Genomic DNA, 18,018 nt, shown 5'->3' with positions numbered 1-18,018 from the left:
CCTCGAGGGACGCCCCACAAGAGGCGCCCGGTCCCGAGGCCAGCCACTGCGACTTTAGCGAGCCGTCACGACAATCTCCTGCCCAGGCACCGCGAGCACCCACCGCGTGCTCTCGCTCCCCGCGCAGTTCACCACCACCTCCAGCTCCCTGCCCGCCTCGATGGAGGACTTCGTCACCGGCGTGCGGTGGGGCAGCACCGCGCCATCCACCTTCACCTCACACCCCGGCGAGCTGGTCGCCACGCTCAGCGCCCCACGCGTCCCGGACTGCGGCGTGGCGTCCGCCAGCGTGCGCACGTCGATGTCCTCGCGCTGCGTCGTCGTGCCGAACCGGCGCAGCTTGCCATCCACCGCCGTGGAGATGAGCAGCGAGCCGGTGGACGGCACCGCGAGCGTCTTCGTGCCGGGCTCCACCCGCACACCGCCGACGAACACGTGCTCGCCCTCCGACAGGTTCACGAACACGGAGCCGGAGCCGCGCAGCATCACCAGCGCCACCACCGCGATGACCAGGAGCGCTCCACCACCGATGGCCGCCCACTTCCACGTGGAGGCATTCGAGGGCTCCTCCCCATCGGCCTCGACCTCGGGCTCGACGCGGGGAGGCGCGACCGGGACCGGATGCGCCGTCGTGGAGGGACGGGGCGAAGGAGCCGGCCTGGGCGCCACGTTCGCCGCGGGAATCCCCACGGACGACGGACGCTGCGGCGTGGGCACCGCGGTGTGTCCCGGCTGCGAGGGCCTGGGCGCGGGCGCCACGGGACGCGGAGGCGCCGCGGGAGGAGTTACCCCCGGCTGGAGCACCACCACCTCCGTCCTGTCCCCCGCGTCCAGGTCCGGGAGCATCGGCAGCTCGGGCGCGACGGGAGGCGGAGGAGGACGCACGGGCGCCACGGGAGGCGGCGTCGCGGGACGCGCGGCGACCGGCGCGGGACGCGGAGGCGGCGCGGCCATGGGAGACGGACGCGGCGGAGTCCCGGGCACGGGGGGCGCGGACACGTTGCCGCTGCCCGTCCCCGGCACGCGGGGGATGCTCCCACTGGTGGAGGCCGTCGGCTTCGGGCCACTGCCCGTCCCCGGCCTCGGCGTCTTGCCGTCCACCGGCGCGGCCATGTCGCCGCTGCCCGTGCCGCTCCCGGAGGGAACCGGGCGCGGATGGCTGCCCGTCCCCGTCGCGGACGAAGGCGCGTACTCCACCAGCCGGTCCCCGAGCGTGTCCTTGAAGAACTGCGCCACCGCCGCCGGAGACGAGTTCAGGCGGTGGTGCGCCATCACCGCTTCAATCTCCTCGCGCATCGCCGCGGCGGACGCCGTGCGACGCGCCGGGTCCTTCACCAGCGCGCGGAGGATGAGGTCGGAGACGTCCTGCGGGATGTTGGGCCGCAGCTGCGAGGGCACCGGCGCCGGCTCGCGCACGATGGCGTTGAGCGTGGCCGCGTCGTGGTCCCTGCGGAACGGCAGCTGTCCGGTGAGCAGTTCGAAGAGCACCACGCCCAGCGCGAACACGTCGTTGCGCGCGTCCAGCGTGCGCCCGGACGCGGCCTCCGGGGAGATGTACGAAATCTTCCCCTTCAGCACGCCCGCCTGCGTGTGCTCCTCGCCCGCCACCTTGGCGATGCCGAAGTCGCTGAGCTTGATGGCGCCGTCCAGCGAGATGAGCACGTTGTGCGGGCTGACGTCGCGGTGCACCACCGGGTGCGGAATGCCCGCCGGGTCCACGTACGCGTGCGCGTAGTGCAGGCCCGCGGCCACCTCCGCCACGATTCGCAGCGCGTGCTCCAGGGGCAGCGCCAGCCCCTTGCGGCGCAGCTCGTTCACCAGCCGCTTCAGGTCCGGCCCGCGCACGTACTCCATCAGGATGTACGCCACCCCGTCGGACACGCCCACGTCGAAGGTCTGCACGACGTTGGGATGCGTCAGCCGCGCGTTGGCGCGCGCCTCCGCGAAGAGCATGTCCACGAACTCGGGGTTCTGCGCGAACTGCGGGAGGATCTTCTTCATCACCACGAACTTCTCGAAGCCCTTCACGCCGACCTGCTTGGCGAGGAAGACCTCCGCCATGCCGCCCTGCCCCAGCCGGCGGATGACGTTCAGCTTGGTGCTGCCCAGCGAGTTGGAGATGTCGGTGGGCGAGCCCTTGTTCGCCTGCGGGTCGATGTTGGTGGACCCGAACAGGTACTGGCTGAGCGCGCGCGGCTCCAGCACCTCGATGTCCTCGAGCGGCCGGTCCGTCAGCTGCATCCGCGCCAGGAACCCCTGCAGCTGGGGCATGTGCGGCACCTGCGCGGCGCCGCCGCAGATGGGGCACTCGTTGGACAGGCCCGTCTGCTGCGTGCGCAACTGCGCCAGGTACGCGCTGGCCTGGATGCGCTGGTGGCTCACCTGTCCGCAGCTGCGGCACTCACACGGCAGCCACAGCGTGGCGAGCTTCGCGGGCAGCAGCTTGGCCGAGCGCGCCAGCACGGCCAGCGCCGGCGGAGGCAGCCGGCAGAGCACAACCTGCGCGCCCTGCGCGGCGGTGTCCAGCACCTGCTCCAGCTTGGGCAAGGCCTCCGGCTCCACCTTGCTCACGTGGCTGAAGTCGAACGCGACGCGCCCCTCCAGGCCCGAGGCGAGCCGGCGCACGTTGAGGTCGCCCTTGAGCGTGCTCGCCAGCGAGATGAAGGTGATGTCGTCCTGGACGATCTTCAGGTGCTGCGGAAGGTCCGGCTGCTCCTTCGGCATGCTGGCGCGCAGGTAGCGCATCACCACCGGGTCCACGGTGCCGAACTGCTGGCGGCGCGCGTAGTCGAAGAACTCGTCCGGCAGGTCCGCGAACTCCAGCGGGTTGGAGCAGACGGGGCAGGCGTGCTCGGGCGCGCGCTCCTCGGCGATGACCTGCGCCTCGTCGACCAGGTTCACCACCCGCATCCGGTCTTCGTTGCAGGTGCGGCACGTGTACGGCGCCAGCATGGAGAGCACGCGGGCGACCCCCGCGAAGCCCTCCACCATGTTGAGCTGGTCCACCACGACGGGCGGAGCGTGGACGACGTAGAGCCCCAGCGCGCCCGGGGGCAGCTTGGCGGCGAACTCGATCCACCGACGCACGCCGAAGGAGCTGATGCGCTCCACCCTCCCCAGGTCGACGACCAGCAGCCCGCTGAGCTCCGGGCTGGTCGACGTCAGGGGGAAGGTCTCGTCGATGACGCCGGCGATCCGGACGTGGGTGATGGTACCCACACGGAGCCGGCTGATGATGGCGTTGGAACCCTGGCTATCCACCGGCCCTGACCTCATGCGAACAGAAAAGCAGTGACTTGGGCTGGGTCGCGCGGCGGCGCGCGTCTCCCAGGTCCACCACGCACACGACGCGAGACTCGCGGCCGACGCACACCCGCGCGGCCACCGTGTCGCAATGCTCGAGGATGCGGCGCAACCCGAGGCCCGCTCCGCCCCCGGACGCATCCACCTTCACCTTCTGGCCCCACCCGTCCAGCGCCCGGGCGAACGGCCCCGGCCGCAGCCCGCCGAAGCGGTCCGCCACCTCCAGCCACATCCGGCCGTCCTCCACCGCGAACACCAGCTCGCAGGCGTCCTCCGGCGCCACCTCGCGCACCTCGGTGCGGCGGTGCGCGTAGCGGGGCTCGCCCTTGGCGTCCACCGGCGCATCCAGCAGCGCGTTGGCGGAGATCTCATGCACCACGTCCGCCACCAGCCCCGCGGCCACCCGGCTGCCCTCGGCCGCGCCCACCGCCGCCGCGGCCGCCGTGGCCGCCTCGTGGATGTCCGCCACGCGGCGCAGCGGATGGCGCGTCACCTCCGCGCGCTCGGGCAGCAATGTCCCGGACGGCTTGAGGACCGCGCCCACCAGGAGCGCCTCCCACATGGACGGGCCGCCGTCGCGCTCGCGCGTGGCCAGCAGCAACGCCGGAGGCTCGCGCCGCAGCCACTGCGCGTGCTCGGGCTTGAGCACCCCGTCGAACAGCAGGAGGCCGCGCGAGCCCGTCGACGGGGACGTCTCCGCGGAGGCCCCCACCCCACCCTGCGTCAGCAGAGGCACCACCTGCTCGAGCGCGGCCGCGGGCAGGGAAGCATCTGCAATCAGCAGGAGGCCACTGGCCTCCAGGTGGGGTGCGGTACTCAAACGAGGTGCCTAGTAGCGTACCTTGACTTCACTGAAGAAGGACTGGGGCGCGACGGGGAAGCCGTGAGACTCCTCGTAGGCGGCGTTGAAGAGGTTGGATCCCAGGAACGACACGGAGATGCCGTCGTAGACGTTGAAGCCCACCCGCGCGCTGGCGGTGAGGTAGCTGGGCAGCTCCACGCGGGAGCTGGGCAGGCCCGTGGCCTCGTCCACCTGGAAGCCCGGGTCGAAGCGCGAGCCCACGAAGAGGGCGTAGAGCTCCACGAAGGCCACCTTGCCGATGTTGGTGCGGCCGCGCGCGTAGATGCGGTGGGTGGGCGCGTAGTCCAGCGGCGTGCGGGCCCCGCCGTCGAAGGGCACGTTCTTGGCGTCGAGGAACTGGTAGGCCACGTCGAAGGACGAGTTGATGGACGGAATCTGCGCGGCCGCCTCCAGCTCCGCGCCGGCGATGCGCGCGTCACCCATGTTCCGGAACTGCGACACCGAGCCGAACACGAGCTGCTGATTGATGAAGTTCTTGGCCACGTTGTAGAAGCCCGTCCCCGTCAGGCGCACCCGCCGCTCGAAGGGCCAGAAGTCCACCGAGGCCTCGAAGGTGTCGAGCGTCTCCGCCCGCAGGCCCGCGTTGCCCACCAGCGTGGAGGCGTACATCTGCTGGTTGATGGCGAGCTCCGCCAGCGTGGGCGCGCGGAAGGCGCGGCCGTAGTTGGTGCGCAGCGTGAGCAGCTCCGGCACCGCGTGGAAGACGACGCTGGCGCGCGGCGAGATCTGGTCCGTGCGCTCGCGCCAGACGCGCTCGGGAATCTGGTAGCGGTCATAGCGGGCGCCCGCGCTGAGCACCACGCGCTCCAGCGGGCGGTACTCCGCGTCCACGAAGCCGCCGATGATGGTCTGCTTCGTGTCGTCCATCGTGAGCTCGGGCAGCACGTTGGGCACGTTGACCTGGTCGAACTTCACGTCGCCGCCGAACGTCACGGACACCGGGCCCGCCGAGTACAAGGCGCGCGCCTCGCCGCCCAGCCGCCGGCGCTTGCCCAGCGCGCGCGTGGGGTCGCCACCGAAGGCGTTCTCCATCACCACGTCGCGGCGCTTGAAGAAGCCGTACACCTGACCGAACAGGCGCAGGCTGTCCGTCACCTGCTGGTCCACCTGCGCGGAGGCGTTGAGGTTCTGGACGGACTCCTCGTCGTTCGGCGTGTAGTGGCAGCGGCCGCAGTTGCCCACCGTCGAAATCCCGGTGTGCGAGCCGCCCGGACGGCCGATGGTCGCGTCGGTGAAGTCCGCGTCCAGCGCCAGCGGGCCCACGCGCACCTTGCCGTTGACCTGGTGCACCATCGAGTCCTGGTTGCGGTCCACCAGGCCCGTGGCCGGATCATTGAAGAGCTGCGGGCCGTCCGAGCCGAAGCCGTAGTAGCCGAGCAGCGCCTCCACCGGGCCACCGCGCCCGGCCACGTTGCCGTGCAGCCGCCACGTCTGGTCCTGGCCGGCGAGCACGCGCGCCTCCGCGCCCACGCTGCGTCCCGGGGCGATGAGGTCCGCGGGCTGCCGCTCGATGATGTTGATGACGCCGCTGAAGGCGTTGGAGCCGTACAGCGAGGAGCCCGGGCCCCGGATGACCTCCACCTGCTTCAGGTTGACCAGGGGCGTCGTCTCGTCCGCGTAGAACTGGCCCGTCCACGGGTCCGTCAGCGGGCGGCCGTCCTTCAGGAGCAGCAGGCGGTTGGACAGGTAGTTGGAGCCCAGGCCGCGCGCGCTCACCGCCGCCTTGCGCATGGAGCCCCGGCGGCACTCCATGCCGGGGAAGTACTGGATGGCCTCGCACAGCGTGAACTGGCCGGTGCCCTCCAGCTCCTCGGCCGGAATCCACGACACCGTCAGCGGCACGTCCGCGATGCGCTGGTTGCGCTTGCCGGCCGTGGTCACCACCGCCTCGCTGAGCACGCGGTTGACGGACTCCTCGAGCGGGTCGGCGCCGCCCAGGGGATCCAGCCCGGCCAGGCCCGACGGGGGCGGCATGGCCCGGTCCAGGGTGGGCTCGGCGAAGGGCGCGCTGATGGGGACGTTGTCTGTGGCGACGGGCGCGGGAGGCGGGGTCTTGGTCGCGGGCAGCACGGCGCCGTGGCCCGGCGTGGAGGCGGGCGTCGAGAGGAGCGGATCCGCGATGCTGGGGCCGGGCTGCGCGCCGGGGCTCGCCACGGGAGCCGTGGGCAGCGGCGCGGGGGGATGCGACTCCACCGTGGGGGCGGGGGCGACGGGCACGGGGGGCTCGGCCGTCACGGACTCCGTCGTCGGGGTGGGCTCGTCCTCCAGGCCACCGCCCAGCACGGGGATCTCCGCGTCGGCGGGCGCGGCCTCGGTGCCACGAGGAGGCTTGCGCGTCTTGGGCGGCTTCTTCGCCGTCGCGCGCGGAGGCTTGGTGGCGGGCGTCTTCGTCGTCGTGGCGGCGGGCTTCGTCCCGTTCGCCACGCGCTTCTTGCGCTTCACCTTGGGCTGCGACTCGGAGGCCGCGTCGCTCTGCTGCGCCTGGGCCACCGTCGGGTGGGCCACGGCCAGCGCGCAGAGGACGGCCGACACCGTGAAGAAGGCGCGAAGGCCCCGGCGCTTCACGTGAGCACGCACCGCGCCTGGCAGCGGATCACCACACACAATCGAGTGCATCGTTCTCTCATCCGCGGATGGGAGGAGCCCCCGCGGTCCTGTACGCCCCGGTTGGCGGGCGCGGCGCCAGGGCAATCGGTCTGTTGGACGAATTCGCTCACCTGCACGCTCGCGCCGTCGAAAAACAAGCTACCCCAGAGACCCCGCCGGGCCAAGCCGGTGATTCTCATTCCCTGGAAACTCAAGAGTGTTTCGGGCTGTAGCGTCCAAGGTTGCGTGAAATCAGTCGTCGGGCTGCTCGGCGGAGACGGCGAGGTCGCTGGTGAAGGACGGCAGCGAGGGCCCCAGCGCCTCGGCGCGGACGAAGACCTCGGCGTCCACGCGCGTGTCCGCCACGTCGGCGAAGACGGGCTGGCGGCGCGGGGGGCCCTGGGTGACGAGACGTCGGAAGTCCTCGAAGTCCTTGCCCTGGATGCGCGCGAAGGGCTCGAACGGCGCCACGGCGCCCACGGTGGGCAGGGCCTGCTCCAGGGCCTCCTTGTGGTTGCGCAGGTCCACCAGCACGGCGCCGGGGAGCCGGGCGCTGCGGAAGAGCACCCGCAGGTCCTTGTCCTTGGGGACATGGGACACGGGGACGAGCGCGGCCTCGGCGCCCTTGGCCTCGAGCATCTTCAGCGCGGACTCCACGTTGGGCACGGGCGACAGCTTGAAATGGCGCTGTGCGTCCAAGTCGCCGCCGAGCACCGCGTGGGTGACGAACTTGGGGTCGGCGGGGCCGGCACCCTTCACCAGGGCCAGGCGCTTGCCGGCGAGGTCCTTCACCGCGCCCTTGTGGGTGGAGACGATGGCCCAGCGCTGCTGGGACTCCCCCGGGCGCGAGGCCCAGGCCAGGGGCGTGGCGCGCGAGCCCAGCTGCACGGCGGCCCAGCCCTCCACCACGGCGAAGTCGACCAGGCCGTCCGCCATGGCGCGCGCGAAGTCCTCGTAGCGGCCGAAGCTCTTGGCGGCGACGGGGCGGTCCAGGACCTCGGTGAGCTTGGCGGCCAGGGCCTCCGCGTACTGGAAGCGCTCCTGACCATCACTCAAGGTGGTGGCGAGGAAGACGCCCACGGTGGCCTTCTTGGGGGCCGCGGCGACGGCGGGGGATGCGACGAGGAAGGCCAGCGCGAGGATGGCCCACGGGAAACGCGGCGTCTTCATGGGGTCTCCTCCACCACGGCGGGGCCGTTGGACGGGACGCTGCCCGCGGGCTCGGCGAGGCCGTGCAGGCTCTGCAGTCGGTCCTTCCACTCGCGCACCTGGGCCATGCGAGGCCCGGTGCCGGAGGCGAGGTAGCGGCGCCAGGCGTCCACGGCCTCGGCCGGCTCACGGCGACGCTCCTGGGCGTCGATGCCCAGGTTGAGCGAGGCCACGGACACGGTCGACTCCAGCCTCCGCCAGGTGCTCAGCGCGTCGGACGTCTTGCCCTTGCGCCAGTCGACGCAGGCCAGGTTGTGCTGGACGAGCGCGTCCTCGGGCTCGGTGGCGAGCGCGGCCTTGAGGGCCTTCTCGGCGAGCTTCATGTTGCCGGAGGCGTAGGCCAGCGAGGCCTCGCGCCGGTGGAGCGCGCCCGTCATGGACGCAATCCACTTGGGCTGCCCCGGCATGGGCTTCTTGGCCGCGGCGGTGAGCTGCTTGCGGGCGGCGGCCACCTGCCCCTTCTTGTAGAGCACGAAGGCGTCCGCCAGCGCGCGCGTGTTGGGCCAGGCCCAGGGCTGCGCGGGGGTGAGCGCCTTCTTCAGCGCGGCGGCGGCCTCGGCGTGACGACCGGCCTCCGCGCGCGTCAGGCCCCGGGCGAAGAGGGCCAGCTTCGCGAGGTCTCCCCGCTTGCCGGTGCCCAGCTTGTCCACCGCGTCGAGGTCGCGGTCCGCGCCCTCCGCATCTCCCGCCTCCAGCCGGGCGAGCGCGCGACGCACCAGCACGCGCGGCAGGTTGGCCTGGGCCACGCTCGCGGCATCTCGCGACGGGCCCACCTCGGTGAGCCGCTGCACGGCGGCGTCCACCTGCCCCAGCTCGACCTCCGCCAGCGCGGCGCCCACGGACGCCTCGGCCTGCTGGTCGGGCTCCTCCGTCTGCTTGCCGGCGAGGTTGAACGCCTCCAGCGCCGCCTGCGCGTCACCCGCGCCCAGCCGCGCATAGCCCAACAGGAGCTGGTCCCTCCACGTCGCGCCAGGCAGCGTGGCGCCCTGCTCCATCACCTTGCGCGCATCCGCGTACGTGCGCGTCTCCAACAGCGCCGCCGTCAGCCGGCGGGCCATGACCGCGCTGCGGTCCAGGTCGAAGGCTCGGCGCAAATCCCGCACCGCGTCGTCGGCCCGACCTGCACCGCTGCGATCTCTCGCGCGATGGGCCAGCGCGCGCGCCAGCCACTGCTTGGCTCCCGCGTGCTGGGGCTCCACCTGGAGCGCGTTGCCGTAGTCCTCGATGGCCTGGTCCCACTGGCCGGTGGCGAAGTGGTCCGCGCCCAGCAGCATCCATCCCAGGGCCTGCCGGGGCGCCATCTCCACCACGCGGCGGTGCACCTCCACCGCGCGCTGGAAGCGGCCGGCGCGGCGGTTGACGGAGCCGAGCGAGGCCCACAGGTCCACGCTGCTCGCGCCCGAGCGCACCGCGGCCTCCAGGAACTGGATGGCCTCCTCGTGACGACCCTGCGCCTGCAGCGCCTTGCCCACCGCCATCTGTCCCAGCACCAGGCCGGGCTGCAGCTCCAGCACCTTGCGGTAGGCCTCCTCGGCGGCCGGGGCCTGCTTGCGCGCGAGCCGCACGTCACCGAGCAGCAGGTAGGCCGCGGGCGTCGCGCCCAGCTTCACCACCGCCACCGCCTCCGACTCCGCGCGCGTCAAATCACCGGCGGACAGGTACAGCCGCGCGAGCTTCTCCCTCGGCTCGGCGGCCTGCGGGAAGCGCGTGGCCACGCCCTCCAGCAGCGTGCGCGCCTCCACCCCCTTGCCATCCAGTTCCAGCACGCTCGCGAGCCCCAACTGCACCGTGGGCGACTCGGGCCGCCCGGCCTGGGCCTGGGTGAAGGACGCGCGAGCGGCCACGGTGTCCCTGCGCAGCACGTGCGCGCGGCCGAGCAGCTCGTGGATCTGGAAGTCGTTGCCGGACAGCTTCGCGGGGCGCAGCGACAGGTAGCGCTGCAGCCGCGTCACCGCCGCGTCGCCCTGCTGGGCGTAGAGGTAGTAGCTGGCCAGGTAGTAGTGGACGATGAGGTGCTCGGCCTGGTCGGCCTGGGCCACCTTCTCCAGCATCGGCACCGCCTCCGGGAAGCGGCGCAGCTTGAAGAGGGCCACGCCCAGCGGATACGCGAGCGTCAGCTCGGACGGGTTCGCCGTGTGCACGGCGGACACGCGCTCCACGGTGCGCGCCCAATCCTGCAGCGCGTTGGCGGCGGAGCCCACGCCCGCGGCGGCGGTGATGGAGGTGGGCTCGGCGGCCAGGGCCTTCTCGAAGAGGCCCAGGGCCTTCCTGTACTTCTCCTCGGCCTCCTTCTTGTCACCGGAGGCGCTCGCGGCGCTGGCGGAGACCTGGGCCTGCTCGCCCTCCTTCACCAGCCGCTGCGACTCGGACATGGGGGGCGCGCGGTACTGCGCCAGGACGGGAGGACTGGCCAGCGAGGCCAGGAGCGCGAGCGCGGGGACGAGACGTCGCTTGGGGGTGTGGGGTGTGCGGCGCATGCGGGAGTCGTCCAGGGGTCAGGCGGGGCTGAACTCGGCGACGACGACGGTGATGTCGTCGCGCTGCGGCTGTCCCGCGCTGTGGGCACGGGCGTCCGCGAGCAGCGCTTCACGCAGCGCCTCCGCGGACAGGTGGGCATTGGCCTGCACCGCGGCGGCCAGGCGCTGGGTGCCGTACATGCGCCCCCCGCCGTCGCGCGCCTCGGTGAGGCCGTCGGTGTACCAGACGACGATGTCGCCGGGGCGGAGCTGGCCGTCGCGCGAGGTGAACTGCGACGTCACGGACGCGCCCAGCAGCGGACCGCGCGCGGGCAGCGAGGCCACCTGACCGCTGTGGCGGTTGAAGACGAGGGGGCTGGGGTGCGCGCCGGCCGCGTAGTCGATGACGCCGGTGGACACGTCGATGACGGCCAGGGCGCTGGACATCTGGTGCTCGCCGCGGCCCACGTTGGCCAGCGTCACGTTGAGCGCGGTGATGAGCATCCGCGCGTTGACCTCCGAGGGCTCGCGCAGCGTCATCGCGGAGGCGAAGCCGCTGGTGGCGCTGGTGGCGACCAGCGAGGTCGACAGGCCGTGGCCCGTCACGTCGCCGATGCCGATGACCACGCGCTGCTCGTCCAGCGCCGCGCGGAACCACCAGTCGCCGCCGCACGCGTCCGCGGTGACGACGAGGCCCGCGATGCGCAGCGCGCCCACCTGCACCGCGTCGCGGCCGGGCAGGAGCGTCTCCTGGACGGTGCGCGCCAGCGACACCTCGCGCTCCAGCTGCGCCTTGGCGCGCACGTCGTCGAGCAGCACCTTGATGCGCTCGGCCATGTGGTTGAACACCACGCCCAGCGTGCGCACCTCGCGCCCCGCGCCCCGCGCCGCCTGCGTGCGCGCGCCCAAATCACCGGCGGCCAGCTGCATCACCTTGTTCGTGAGCATGCCCAGCGGGCGGGTGATGCGACGGCTCTGGAACGCGGCCACCACGCCCGCGAGCACCACGAACCCCAGGCCCAGGCCCAGCATGCGCACCGTGTTCGCGCGCACCGTTTCGCGCTTGTCCCGCTCCAGCTCCTCCAACTGCACCTGGAGCGCGCGCAGCGAGTAGCTGATGACCACCAGCCCCTTGCCGCTGCTGGAGCCGTAGTCGATGGGCTCTTGAATCTCGTACACCGGCTGGTCGCGGTAGAAGGCCTGCACCAGGCGCTGCTCGGCGACGCGGCCGGTGGGCGCATCGGACTCGGCCGCGCCCGCGGCCTTCGGCTCGCTGTCCGCCATCACCACGCCCTCCGGGTCGAGAATCTGGACGCGGAGGATGTTGGGGTTGGTGGTGACGATGGAGCCGGCCACGCCCTCCAGGAAGGCGTAGTTGTTGTCGCGCAGGTTGGTGACGGAGGTGAGCGCCAGCGTCTGCCCCACCGTGCGCCCCAGCTCGCGGGCCTGCTCCTGGATGCGCTCGGTGGAGCGGCGCGCGGTCTCCTCGAACTGGGACTGGGTGGAGGCCACCGACAGCGCCGCCAGCAGGCCCACGATGACCACGACGAGCGCCGTGGTGGTGAGCAGGAGGATCTGATCCAGCCGGGGCCCGCGGATGGCGGCGACGTTGGGCAGCTCCCCCGCCTCCAGCGGCGCGATGAGCGTGCCCGTCTGCTCGGCGTGGGGCAGGCCCACGTTGGAGGTCAGGCGCGTGGCGGTGGACTCGCGAGAGCCCGTCAGCTCCCGGGTGCCTGTCCTCTCGGCCGGTGGTGGGGCGGCTCCCGCAGACGTGCCAGGGGACGTACCGGACTCCGGCGCGGGGTTCAGACGCGTGTTCGTGCTGGACAAGGACACACCCGGAAGGGCCACGCCCGAGGCGCGGCGGGAGCGAAAAAGAGTCGCGACTCTAGCGCACTTCTCCTGCTTCGCGAGGTCCTGCCCCCCACGACACGTCTCCGCCACCACGCGGCGCGACGTGCCTTGACGGGTGTGGCCCACATCCTATTCAGCGAGGACACTTCACGTCCGGTGAGTGTCGGGCGGGGCCCTTCACCCGGCGTCCACGCGCGGGCCCGGTTAGGCTCGCGGGAGCATGAAGCCGCTCTTCCACGTGGCGCGAACGCCCGTTCATCTCCAGCCGCTCTTCTTCCTCACCGCGCTGGCGACGGGCTGGGACTTCGCCGCGGAGCCCGGCCGTCTGGCGATGTGGCTGCCGGTGGTCTTCGTGTCCGTGCTCCTCCACGAGCTGGCCCACGCCTGGGCGCTGCGCCGCTTCGGCTCCCCGGCGAACATCACGCTCCATGAGCTGGGCGGCACCACCCGGGGCTCGGACCGGCTCACGCACCGCCAGTCCGCGTGGGTGAGCCTCGCCGGGCCCGCCGCGAGCCTCCTGGTGGGCGGGCTGGCGTGGTGGGCCTCGGACCTCGCCTCGCCGGGAGGGCAGCCGGGCCTGGGCGGGGCGCTGCTCCAACAGCTCCTGTGGGCGAACGCGGGCTGGGGGCTCTTCAACCTGCTGCCGGTGCGCCCCCTGGATGGCGGGGACTTCGTCGCCTCGCTCGTGCGCCACCGCGCCGGCTATCGACACGAGCGGGGGCTCCAGGTCCTCGGCGTCCTCACCGCGGTGGCGCTGGTGGTGGGCGCCATCGTCACGCGCACCGTCTGGATGGGCGTGCTCGCCCTGATGCTGGGGTTCAGCAACGGGCGCAGGCTGCTCCAGCGCCAGCGCGAGGCACGCCTGAAGCCCATCACCCCACCCCGCCGTCCCCTGGCGCGCGAAGGCTCGACCGAGGGCGCCATCCCGCTCGACGCGCTATTGGGACGCAAGCCCGCCGCGGCCAAGACACCCGAGCCGGGCCCCGAGCACGCGCGCGCCTCCCCGCGCACGGTGGCCAGCGACGAGGACGTCCCCCACGACGCGGGCAGCGTGGGCCAGCTCCTGCTCGACAGCGGCCTGGCGGACCTCGCGGTGCGGCCCCTCCAGGAGTCCTTCACCCGCGAGCCCTCGCCACGCGCGGCCCACGCGCTGGCCCTCGCCCTGTTGGAGGCCGGACGCACCGCGGAGCTGGAGTCGCTGCTCTCAGGCCCCCAAGCGCCGCTGGTCTCCGACGAGACGCTGGCCGCCGTCGACGCGCGGGCCCACGTCCTGGGCCACGCCACGCTAACGGACCGCGTCACGGCCCTGCGACGTGGCCGGGCTCCTAAGTCGGATGAGCGAGGCTGATTGCCGCGCCGCGCCACCGGGCCCGGCCGGGTGGTGGGAAGCCGACGCGGCATCTCTCGCTTGAGAAATGGGGGCGCATCCGGGTTATAGGGGCGTCCCCTCCAGATAGAGGAAGCCCGCGCGTGTCTCGACCCCGACTCATCAAAGAATCGTCCGCGCCGCTCCAGCTGGACAAGGAGCTGCTGGTCCGCATCCACGACCTCATGGTCAAAACGCGCGTCCTCGAGGAGCGCCTCATCCAGATGTACAAGCAGGGCCATGGGTACTTCTGGATTGGCGGTCCCGGCGAGGAGGCGTTCAACGTCCCGCTCGGCCTGCTGATGAAGAAGGGCCAGGGCCCCGAGTACGACTACCTCCACGCCCACTACCGTCAGTCCGGCACGCTGCTGGCGCTGGGCGAGGAGCCCATCGGCGCCCTCCGGCAGATGAAGAACACGGCGTCGGACCCGTACTCCGGCGGCCGCAACTTCGCGGGCCACTTCTCGCTGCGCAAGTACAACGTGGCCCCCGTCAGCTCGCCCATCGAGGTGCAGTACGCCATCGCGCCGGGCACGGCCATGGTGCAGAAGCGCGTGGGCGGCGACGGCATCACCATCGTCACCGGCGGCGACGCCGGCACGGCCGAGGGTGACTTCGCCTCCTGCCTGGTGTGGAGCAGCCGTCCCGCCAACCCGCTGCCCATCCTCATCATCGTCACCAACAACAAGTGGGGCATCTCCACGTCGGCGGAAGGCCAGCACGGCGAGCCCCGCGTGAGCGAGCGCGGCAAGGCGTTCGGCATCCGCTCGAAGACCATCAACGGCAACGACCCCGTGGAGGCCTACCAGGAGCTGAAGGAGGCCATGGAGTACGTGCGCAAGGAGCGCAAGCCCTTCCTCCTGGAGGCGAACGTGTCGCGCCTGTACGGACACTCGTCCGCGTCCGGCGCCAACTACGTCTCCGAAGAGGTGGACTGCCTGAAGAACTTCGAGGCGCGCCTGGAGCAGGACGGCGTGCTGACGCGCCAGCAGATGGACGAGCTGCGCAACCGCTACACCGAGGACATGGCCGCCGCCGCCCGCATCGCCCGGGACGAGCCGCTGCCGGGCCCCGAGACCATCTGGAAGCACATCTTCGCGGAGGACAAGTAACCCATGGCCAACATGGCACAGGCCATTCGCATGGCCCTCCACTACGCCGAGGAGAACCTGGGCGTGACGGACATCTTCGGGGAGGACGTCGGCGCCCCGCTGGGCGGCGTCTTCACCTGCACGCAGGGCCTGAAGACGACGTGGAACTCGCCTCTGGACGAGCGCGGCATCATCGGCGCGGCCATGGGCATCGCGATGGGCGGCGGCCGCCCCGTCGCCGAAATCCAGTTCTGCGACTACGTCTACAACACCATCGACCTGTTGAAGCTGGCGGGCAACACCTGCTGGTCCAGCAACGGTGACTGGAACCTGCCCATGGTGGTGCGCACGCCGGTGGGCAGCGGCATCCGCGGGTCCATCTACCACTCGCATTCCTTCGACGCGACGATGACCCACATCGCCGGGTGGAAGGTGGTGATGCCCTCCACGCCGCTGGACGCGTACGGCCTGCTCATCTCCGCGTGCAAGGAGCAGAACCCGGTCATGTTCCTGGAGCCCAAGGCGCTCTTGCGCGTCAAGGGCGAGGAGCGCATCCCCGGCGAGCCGGACGATGACCGCGCGCTGTCCAAGGCCATCGACGCGCCCCTGGGTGACCGCAGCCAGTGGAAGCCCGCGTGGCCCGAGGGGCTGGAGGCGTTCGCCATCCCCATCGGCAAGGGGAAGCTGGTGCGCGAGGGCTCGCAGGTGACGGTGGTCAGCTACGGCCGCACCCTGCCCCTGTGCGCGCGCGCCGCCGCGCTGCTCGCCGACGAGGGCATCAGCGTGGAGGTCATCGACCTGCGCTCGCTGTGGCCCTACGACTGGGAGATGATCAAGGCCTCCGTCCAGAAGACGGGCCGCGTGCTCTTCGTCAACGAGGACACCGAGGTGACGAACTTCGGCGAGCACCTGGTGCGACGCACGGTGGAGGAGCTCTTCTACTCCCTGCTCGCGCCGCCCCGGCTGCTGGCGGGCAAGTTCATCCCCGGCATCGGCCTGGCCGACACGCTGGAGATGGCCTCCGTGCCCCAGCAGAACGACATCACCGACGCCTTGCGCTCGCTCGCCGGCGAGCAGCCCTAGGCATCGTACCCAGTGCCCCCGTGTGGGCTGTCCGCCCACGGGAAAAGTCCCGGGCCGCCGTTCCTCTTTGGAGGAGCGGCGGCCCTTTCGTTAGACTGCCAACTGCCTTGTCACAGCCAATCGTCCGGACCGTCAGCCCCGCGGGCGCAGAAGCCCCCGCCTTCCGCATCCGCCGAGCCCGTCGCGGCGACGCCGAGGCCATGGCCTTGTTGCTTCGCGAGCTGGGCTACCCCCAGGGAACGGACCAGCAGACAGTCCACTGGGTGGTGAGCCATCCGGAGATTGAAATCTTCGTGGCCGGAGACCCGCAGGACAAACCCGTGGGCATGCTCTCCTTCTCCCACCGGCCGCAGCTGCGGCTGCGCGGGCGCGTGGGCACCATCGACGAGCTGGTGGTGACCGAGTCGTGGCGCCGCCGGGGCGTGGGCCGCGCGCTCATCAAGCAGATTTTGGAGCGCTGCAAGGTGCTCAGCGCGCGCCAGCTCCAGCTGGTCTCGCCGATAACGACCACGCCGGAGGTGCGCAGCTTCTATACGGCGTGCGGCTTCTCCGAGGTCGACGCGGGCGTGTTCCGCCACCTGGAGACGGAGAAGGGCCGCTGACGTGCCGCCCGTCCCTCGCGCCCCGGGTTTCTTCCGGGGCCGAGGCGCACGGTGACGTCAGCGCTTGATGCGCTCCACCACGTTGTGCAGCCGGACGCGGTCGTCGTCGCTCACGTCCGTGAAGCGCACGCCGATGGCCTCCTGCTCGTCACGCACCCACGCGATGACGCCGGTGAGGTCGAACTGCTCGCCCGCGATGTCCATGGACAGCCGCACCTGGGCGCCCACGTCGTAGGCCTTGCGCGTGCGCAGGCACAGGCCACCCGCGGACACGTTGATGGAGAACACGCGCAGCGCCCTGGCCGCGTCCTCGGCCTGGGTGAAGCGAACCGCGAACTTGGCGGCGACGCGCTCGTCCGTGCGCCGGTTCGCGTACGCGGCTGGGTCTCCCGATGACATCTCTGCTTCCGCCGCCTTGCTAGTCATGTGCACCCGCTACCCCCAGCCGTCCGCCGCTGGCGACCTAATGCCTTCCCGAGGACCGACGGGATACTGACGCGCCGAGCCACCCCTTGGGCATCGGTCATCCAGCAAGTGTCCGCTGCTTTCCAGGCTCGATTCAAGAGGGCCCCCACGAATGGGCGCCATCAGGTAAGTCCTCACACAGTTCGATTCGGGAGTTCGGGATGCGTGCGTGGCTCGCGGTGTTGACGGGGACCCTCTTCCTGGCGCTCGTCACGCCTGGGTGTGATGACGACGACAAACAGCCGGGCCCCGGCCAGGGTGACTCCGGGGTGCCCGGAGACCCGGACGGAGGCGGCGCGGGCGATGGCGGCGTGAGTCCCGACTTCGCGTGCAACGTCGCAAGACAGGAAGGCTGCGGAACCGGCCAGAGCTGTCACTTCGCGGACCTGTCGGGCGGCAAGACGGGCAGCCGGTGCTTCGCGGCGGCGTGTGACGTGGTGCTGCAGAACTGCGCGCAGGGGCAGCGCTGCACGTACGTGAGCACGGGCGCGGTGACGGAGCGCCGGTGCGTGGAGGCGGGCACCGTCGCCGAGGGCGCGCGGTGCACGCTGTCCCCCACGGACGGTGGGCCGGAGTTCGACACGTGCGCGGCGGGCCTGTTCTGCAAGGACGAGCGGCAGGACGACGGCGGCGTGGGCTTCTTCTGCCGGAAGCTGTGCCACACGAGCAGCCAGTGCACGGACTCGCGCGAGTGCAACACGGTGCTGCGGCTGGCGGGCACGTCGGAGCTGCCGCTGTTGTGCGGACCGCGCTCGCAGCCGTGCGACCCGTTCGCGCAGGGCTGCGCGGCGCCGCTCAGCTGCTACCCGTCCTCGTCGGGTCCGGTGTGCGCGGGCAGCGGGACTCGCGCGACGGGTGAGCCGTGCGACTTCAGCAACCAGTGCGCGCCGGGGAGCGCCTGTGTGAACACGGGGCAAGGGCTCAACTGCCGGCCGCTGTGCAGGCCCTCCAGCTCGCCCGCATGCACCGCCGGGACATGCCGTCCACTGAATGACAATCCTGGGGTGGGAGCCTGCATCCCATGAAGCGCGTTACCCACGTGGGGCAACGTCCGCCACCACGTGGGTGCGTTCCGGACTCGCGCAAGCGCCGCGGGTTCGAGTGACAGGGAAAGCGGTGTCTCCATCTCGCCCGGAGACCA

General features: G+C 71.8%; 12 protein-coding genes. 5 read left to right on the top strand and 7 right to left on the bottom strand.

The window, feature by feature from the left end:
- Positions 1-54 precede the first annotated feature (54 nt).
- From VZQ01_RS35760 to VZQ01_RS35735, 6 genes are all read right to left on the bottom strand, one after another.
- Complete coding sequence (locus VZQ01_RS35760) at positions 55-3,261, bottom strand: serine/threonine-protein kinase (protein ID WP_426745883.1); 3,207 nt, start codon at positions 3,259-3,261, stop codon at positions 55-57.
- Positions 3,254-4,123: a hypothetical protein gene (locus VZQ01_RS35755; RefSeq protein WP_223751629.1), complete on the bottom strand. Its 870-nt coding sequence runs from the start codon at positions 4,121-4,123 to the stop codon at positions 3,254-3,256. Before VZQ01_RS35755 ends, VZQ01_RS35760 begins: the two co-directional genes overlap by 8 nt.
- Before the next feature lie 9 nt (positions 4,124-4,132).
- Positions 4,133-6,781 (bottom strand): TonB-dependent receptor plug domain-containing protein, encoded by a 2,649-nt coding sequence (locus tag VZQ01_RS35750; protein ID WP_426745882.1) that lies wholly within the window; start codon positions 6,779-6,781, stop codon positions 4,133-4,135.
- 222 nt (positions 6,782-7,003) lie between these two features.
- Entirely contained in the window at positions 7,004-7,921 is a 918-nt protein-coding gene (locus VZQ01_RS35745) for a PhnD/SsuA/transferrin family substrate-binding protein (protein ID WP_141325740.1), read from the bottom strand.
- Positions 7,918-10,437, bottom strand: a complete 2,520-nt coding sequence (locus VZQ01_RS35740; protein ID WP_426745881.1) for a tetratricopeptide repeat protein — start codon at positions 10,435-10,437, stop codon at positions 7,918-7,920. Before VZQ01_RS35740 ends, VZQ01_RS35745 begins: the two co-directional genes overlap by 4 nt.
- Positions 10,438-10,455: 18 nt before the next feature.
- On the bottom strand, positions 10,456-12,246 hold the full coding sequence (locus tag VZQ01_RS35735) for a PP2C family protein-serine/threonine phosphatase (protein ID WP_223785342.1): 1,791 nt from the start codon (positions 12,244-12,246) through the stop codon (positions 10,456-10,458).
- A 244-nt stretch (positions 12,247-12,490) separates the two neighbouring features.
- Between VZQ01_RS35735 and VZQ01_RS35730 the strand changes: the two genes are divergently transcribed.
- The 4 genes from VZQ01_RS35730 to VZQ01_RS35715 all read left to right on the top strand — a co-directional run bounded on the left by VZQ01_RS35730 (position 12,491) and on the right by VZQ01_RS35715 (position 16,412).
- The gene (locus tag VZQ01_RS35730; RefSeq protein WP_267700407.1) at positions 12,491-13,618 is read left to right on the top strand and encodes a metalloprotease; all 1,128 of its coding nucleotides are present in this window, start codon (positions 12,491-12,493) and stop codon (positions 13,616-13,618) included.
- Between the two features lie 122 nt (positions 13,619-13,740).
- On the top strand, positions 13,741-14,748 hold the full coding sequence (locus VZQ01_RS35725) for a thiamine pyrophosphate-dependent dehydrogenase E1 component subunit alpha (RefSeq protein ID WP_141325736.1): 1,008 nt from the start codon (positions 13,741-13,743) through the stop codon (positions 14,746-14,748).
- 3 nt (positions 14,749-14,751) lie between these two features.
- A complete protein-coding gene (locus tag VZQ01_RS35720; protein WP_141325735.1) occupies positions 14,752-15,810 on the top strand; it encodes an alpha-ketoacid dehydrogenase subunit beta in 1,059 nt (352 codons plus the stop codon).
- 200 nt (positions 15,811-16,010) lie between these two features.
- Positions 16,011-16,412: a GNAT family N-acetyltransferase gene (locus VZQ01_RS35715; protein WP_223785344.1), complete on the top strand. Its 402-nt coding sequence runs from the start codon at positions 16,011-16,013 to the stop codon at positions 16,410-16,412.
- Positions 16,413-16,469: 57 nt separating this feature from the next.
- On the opposite strand, the gene VZQ01_RS35710 is transcribed toward VZQ01_RS35715, so the two are convergent.
- Positions 16,470-16,838 (bottom strand): TIGR02266 family protein, encoded by a 369-nt coding sequence (locus VZQ01_RS35710; RefSeq protein WP_223751622.1) that lies wholly within the window; start codon positions 16,836-16,838, stop codon positions 16,470-16,472.
- Positions 16,839-17,038: 200 nt separating this feature from the next.
- Here VZQ01_RS35710 and VZQ01_RS35705 point away from each other — a divergent pair, with 200 nt between their 5' ends.
- Positions 17,039-17,902 (top strand): hypothetical protein, encoded by an 864-nt coding sequence (locus tag VZQ01_RS35705; protein ID WP_223751621.1) that lies wholly within the window; start codon positions 17,039-17,041, stop codon positions 17,900-17,902.
- Positions 17,903-18,018 lie beyond the last annotated feature (116 nt).

The sequence above is a fragment of the Myxococcus faecalis genome (genome assembly GCF_050039385.1).
Lineage (GTDB): Bacteria > Myxococcota > Myxococcia > Myxococcales > Myxococcaceae > Myxococcus > Myxococcus fulvus.
The sequence above is the reverse complement of the archived record's forward strand: the minus strand, read 5'-3'. Positions and strand labels throughout refer to the sequence as shown.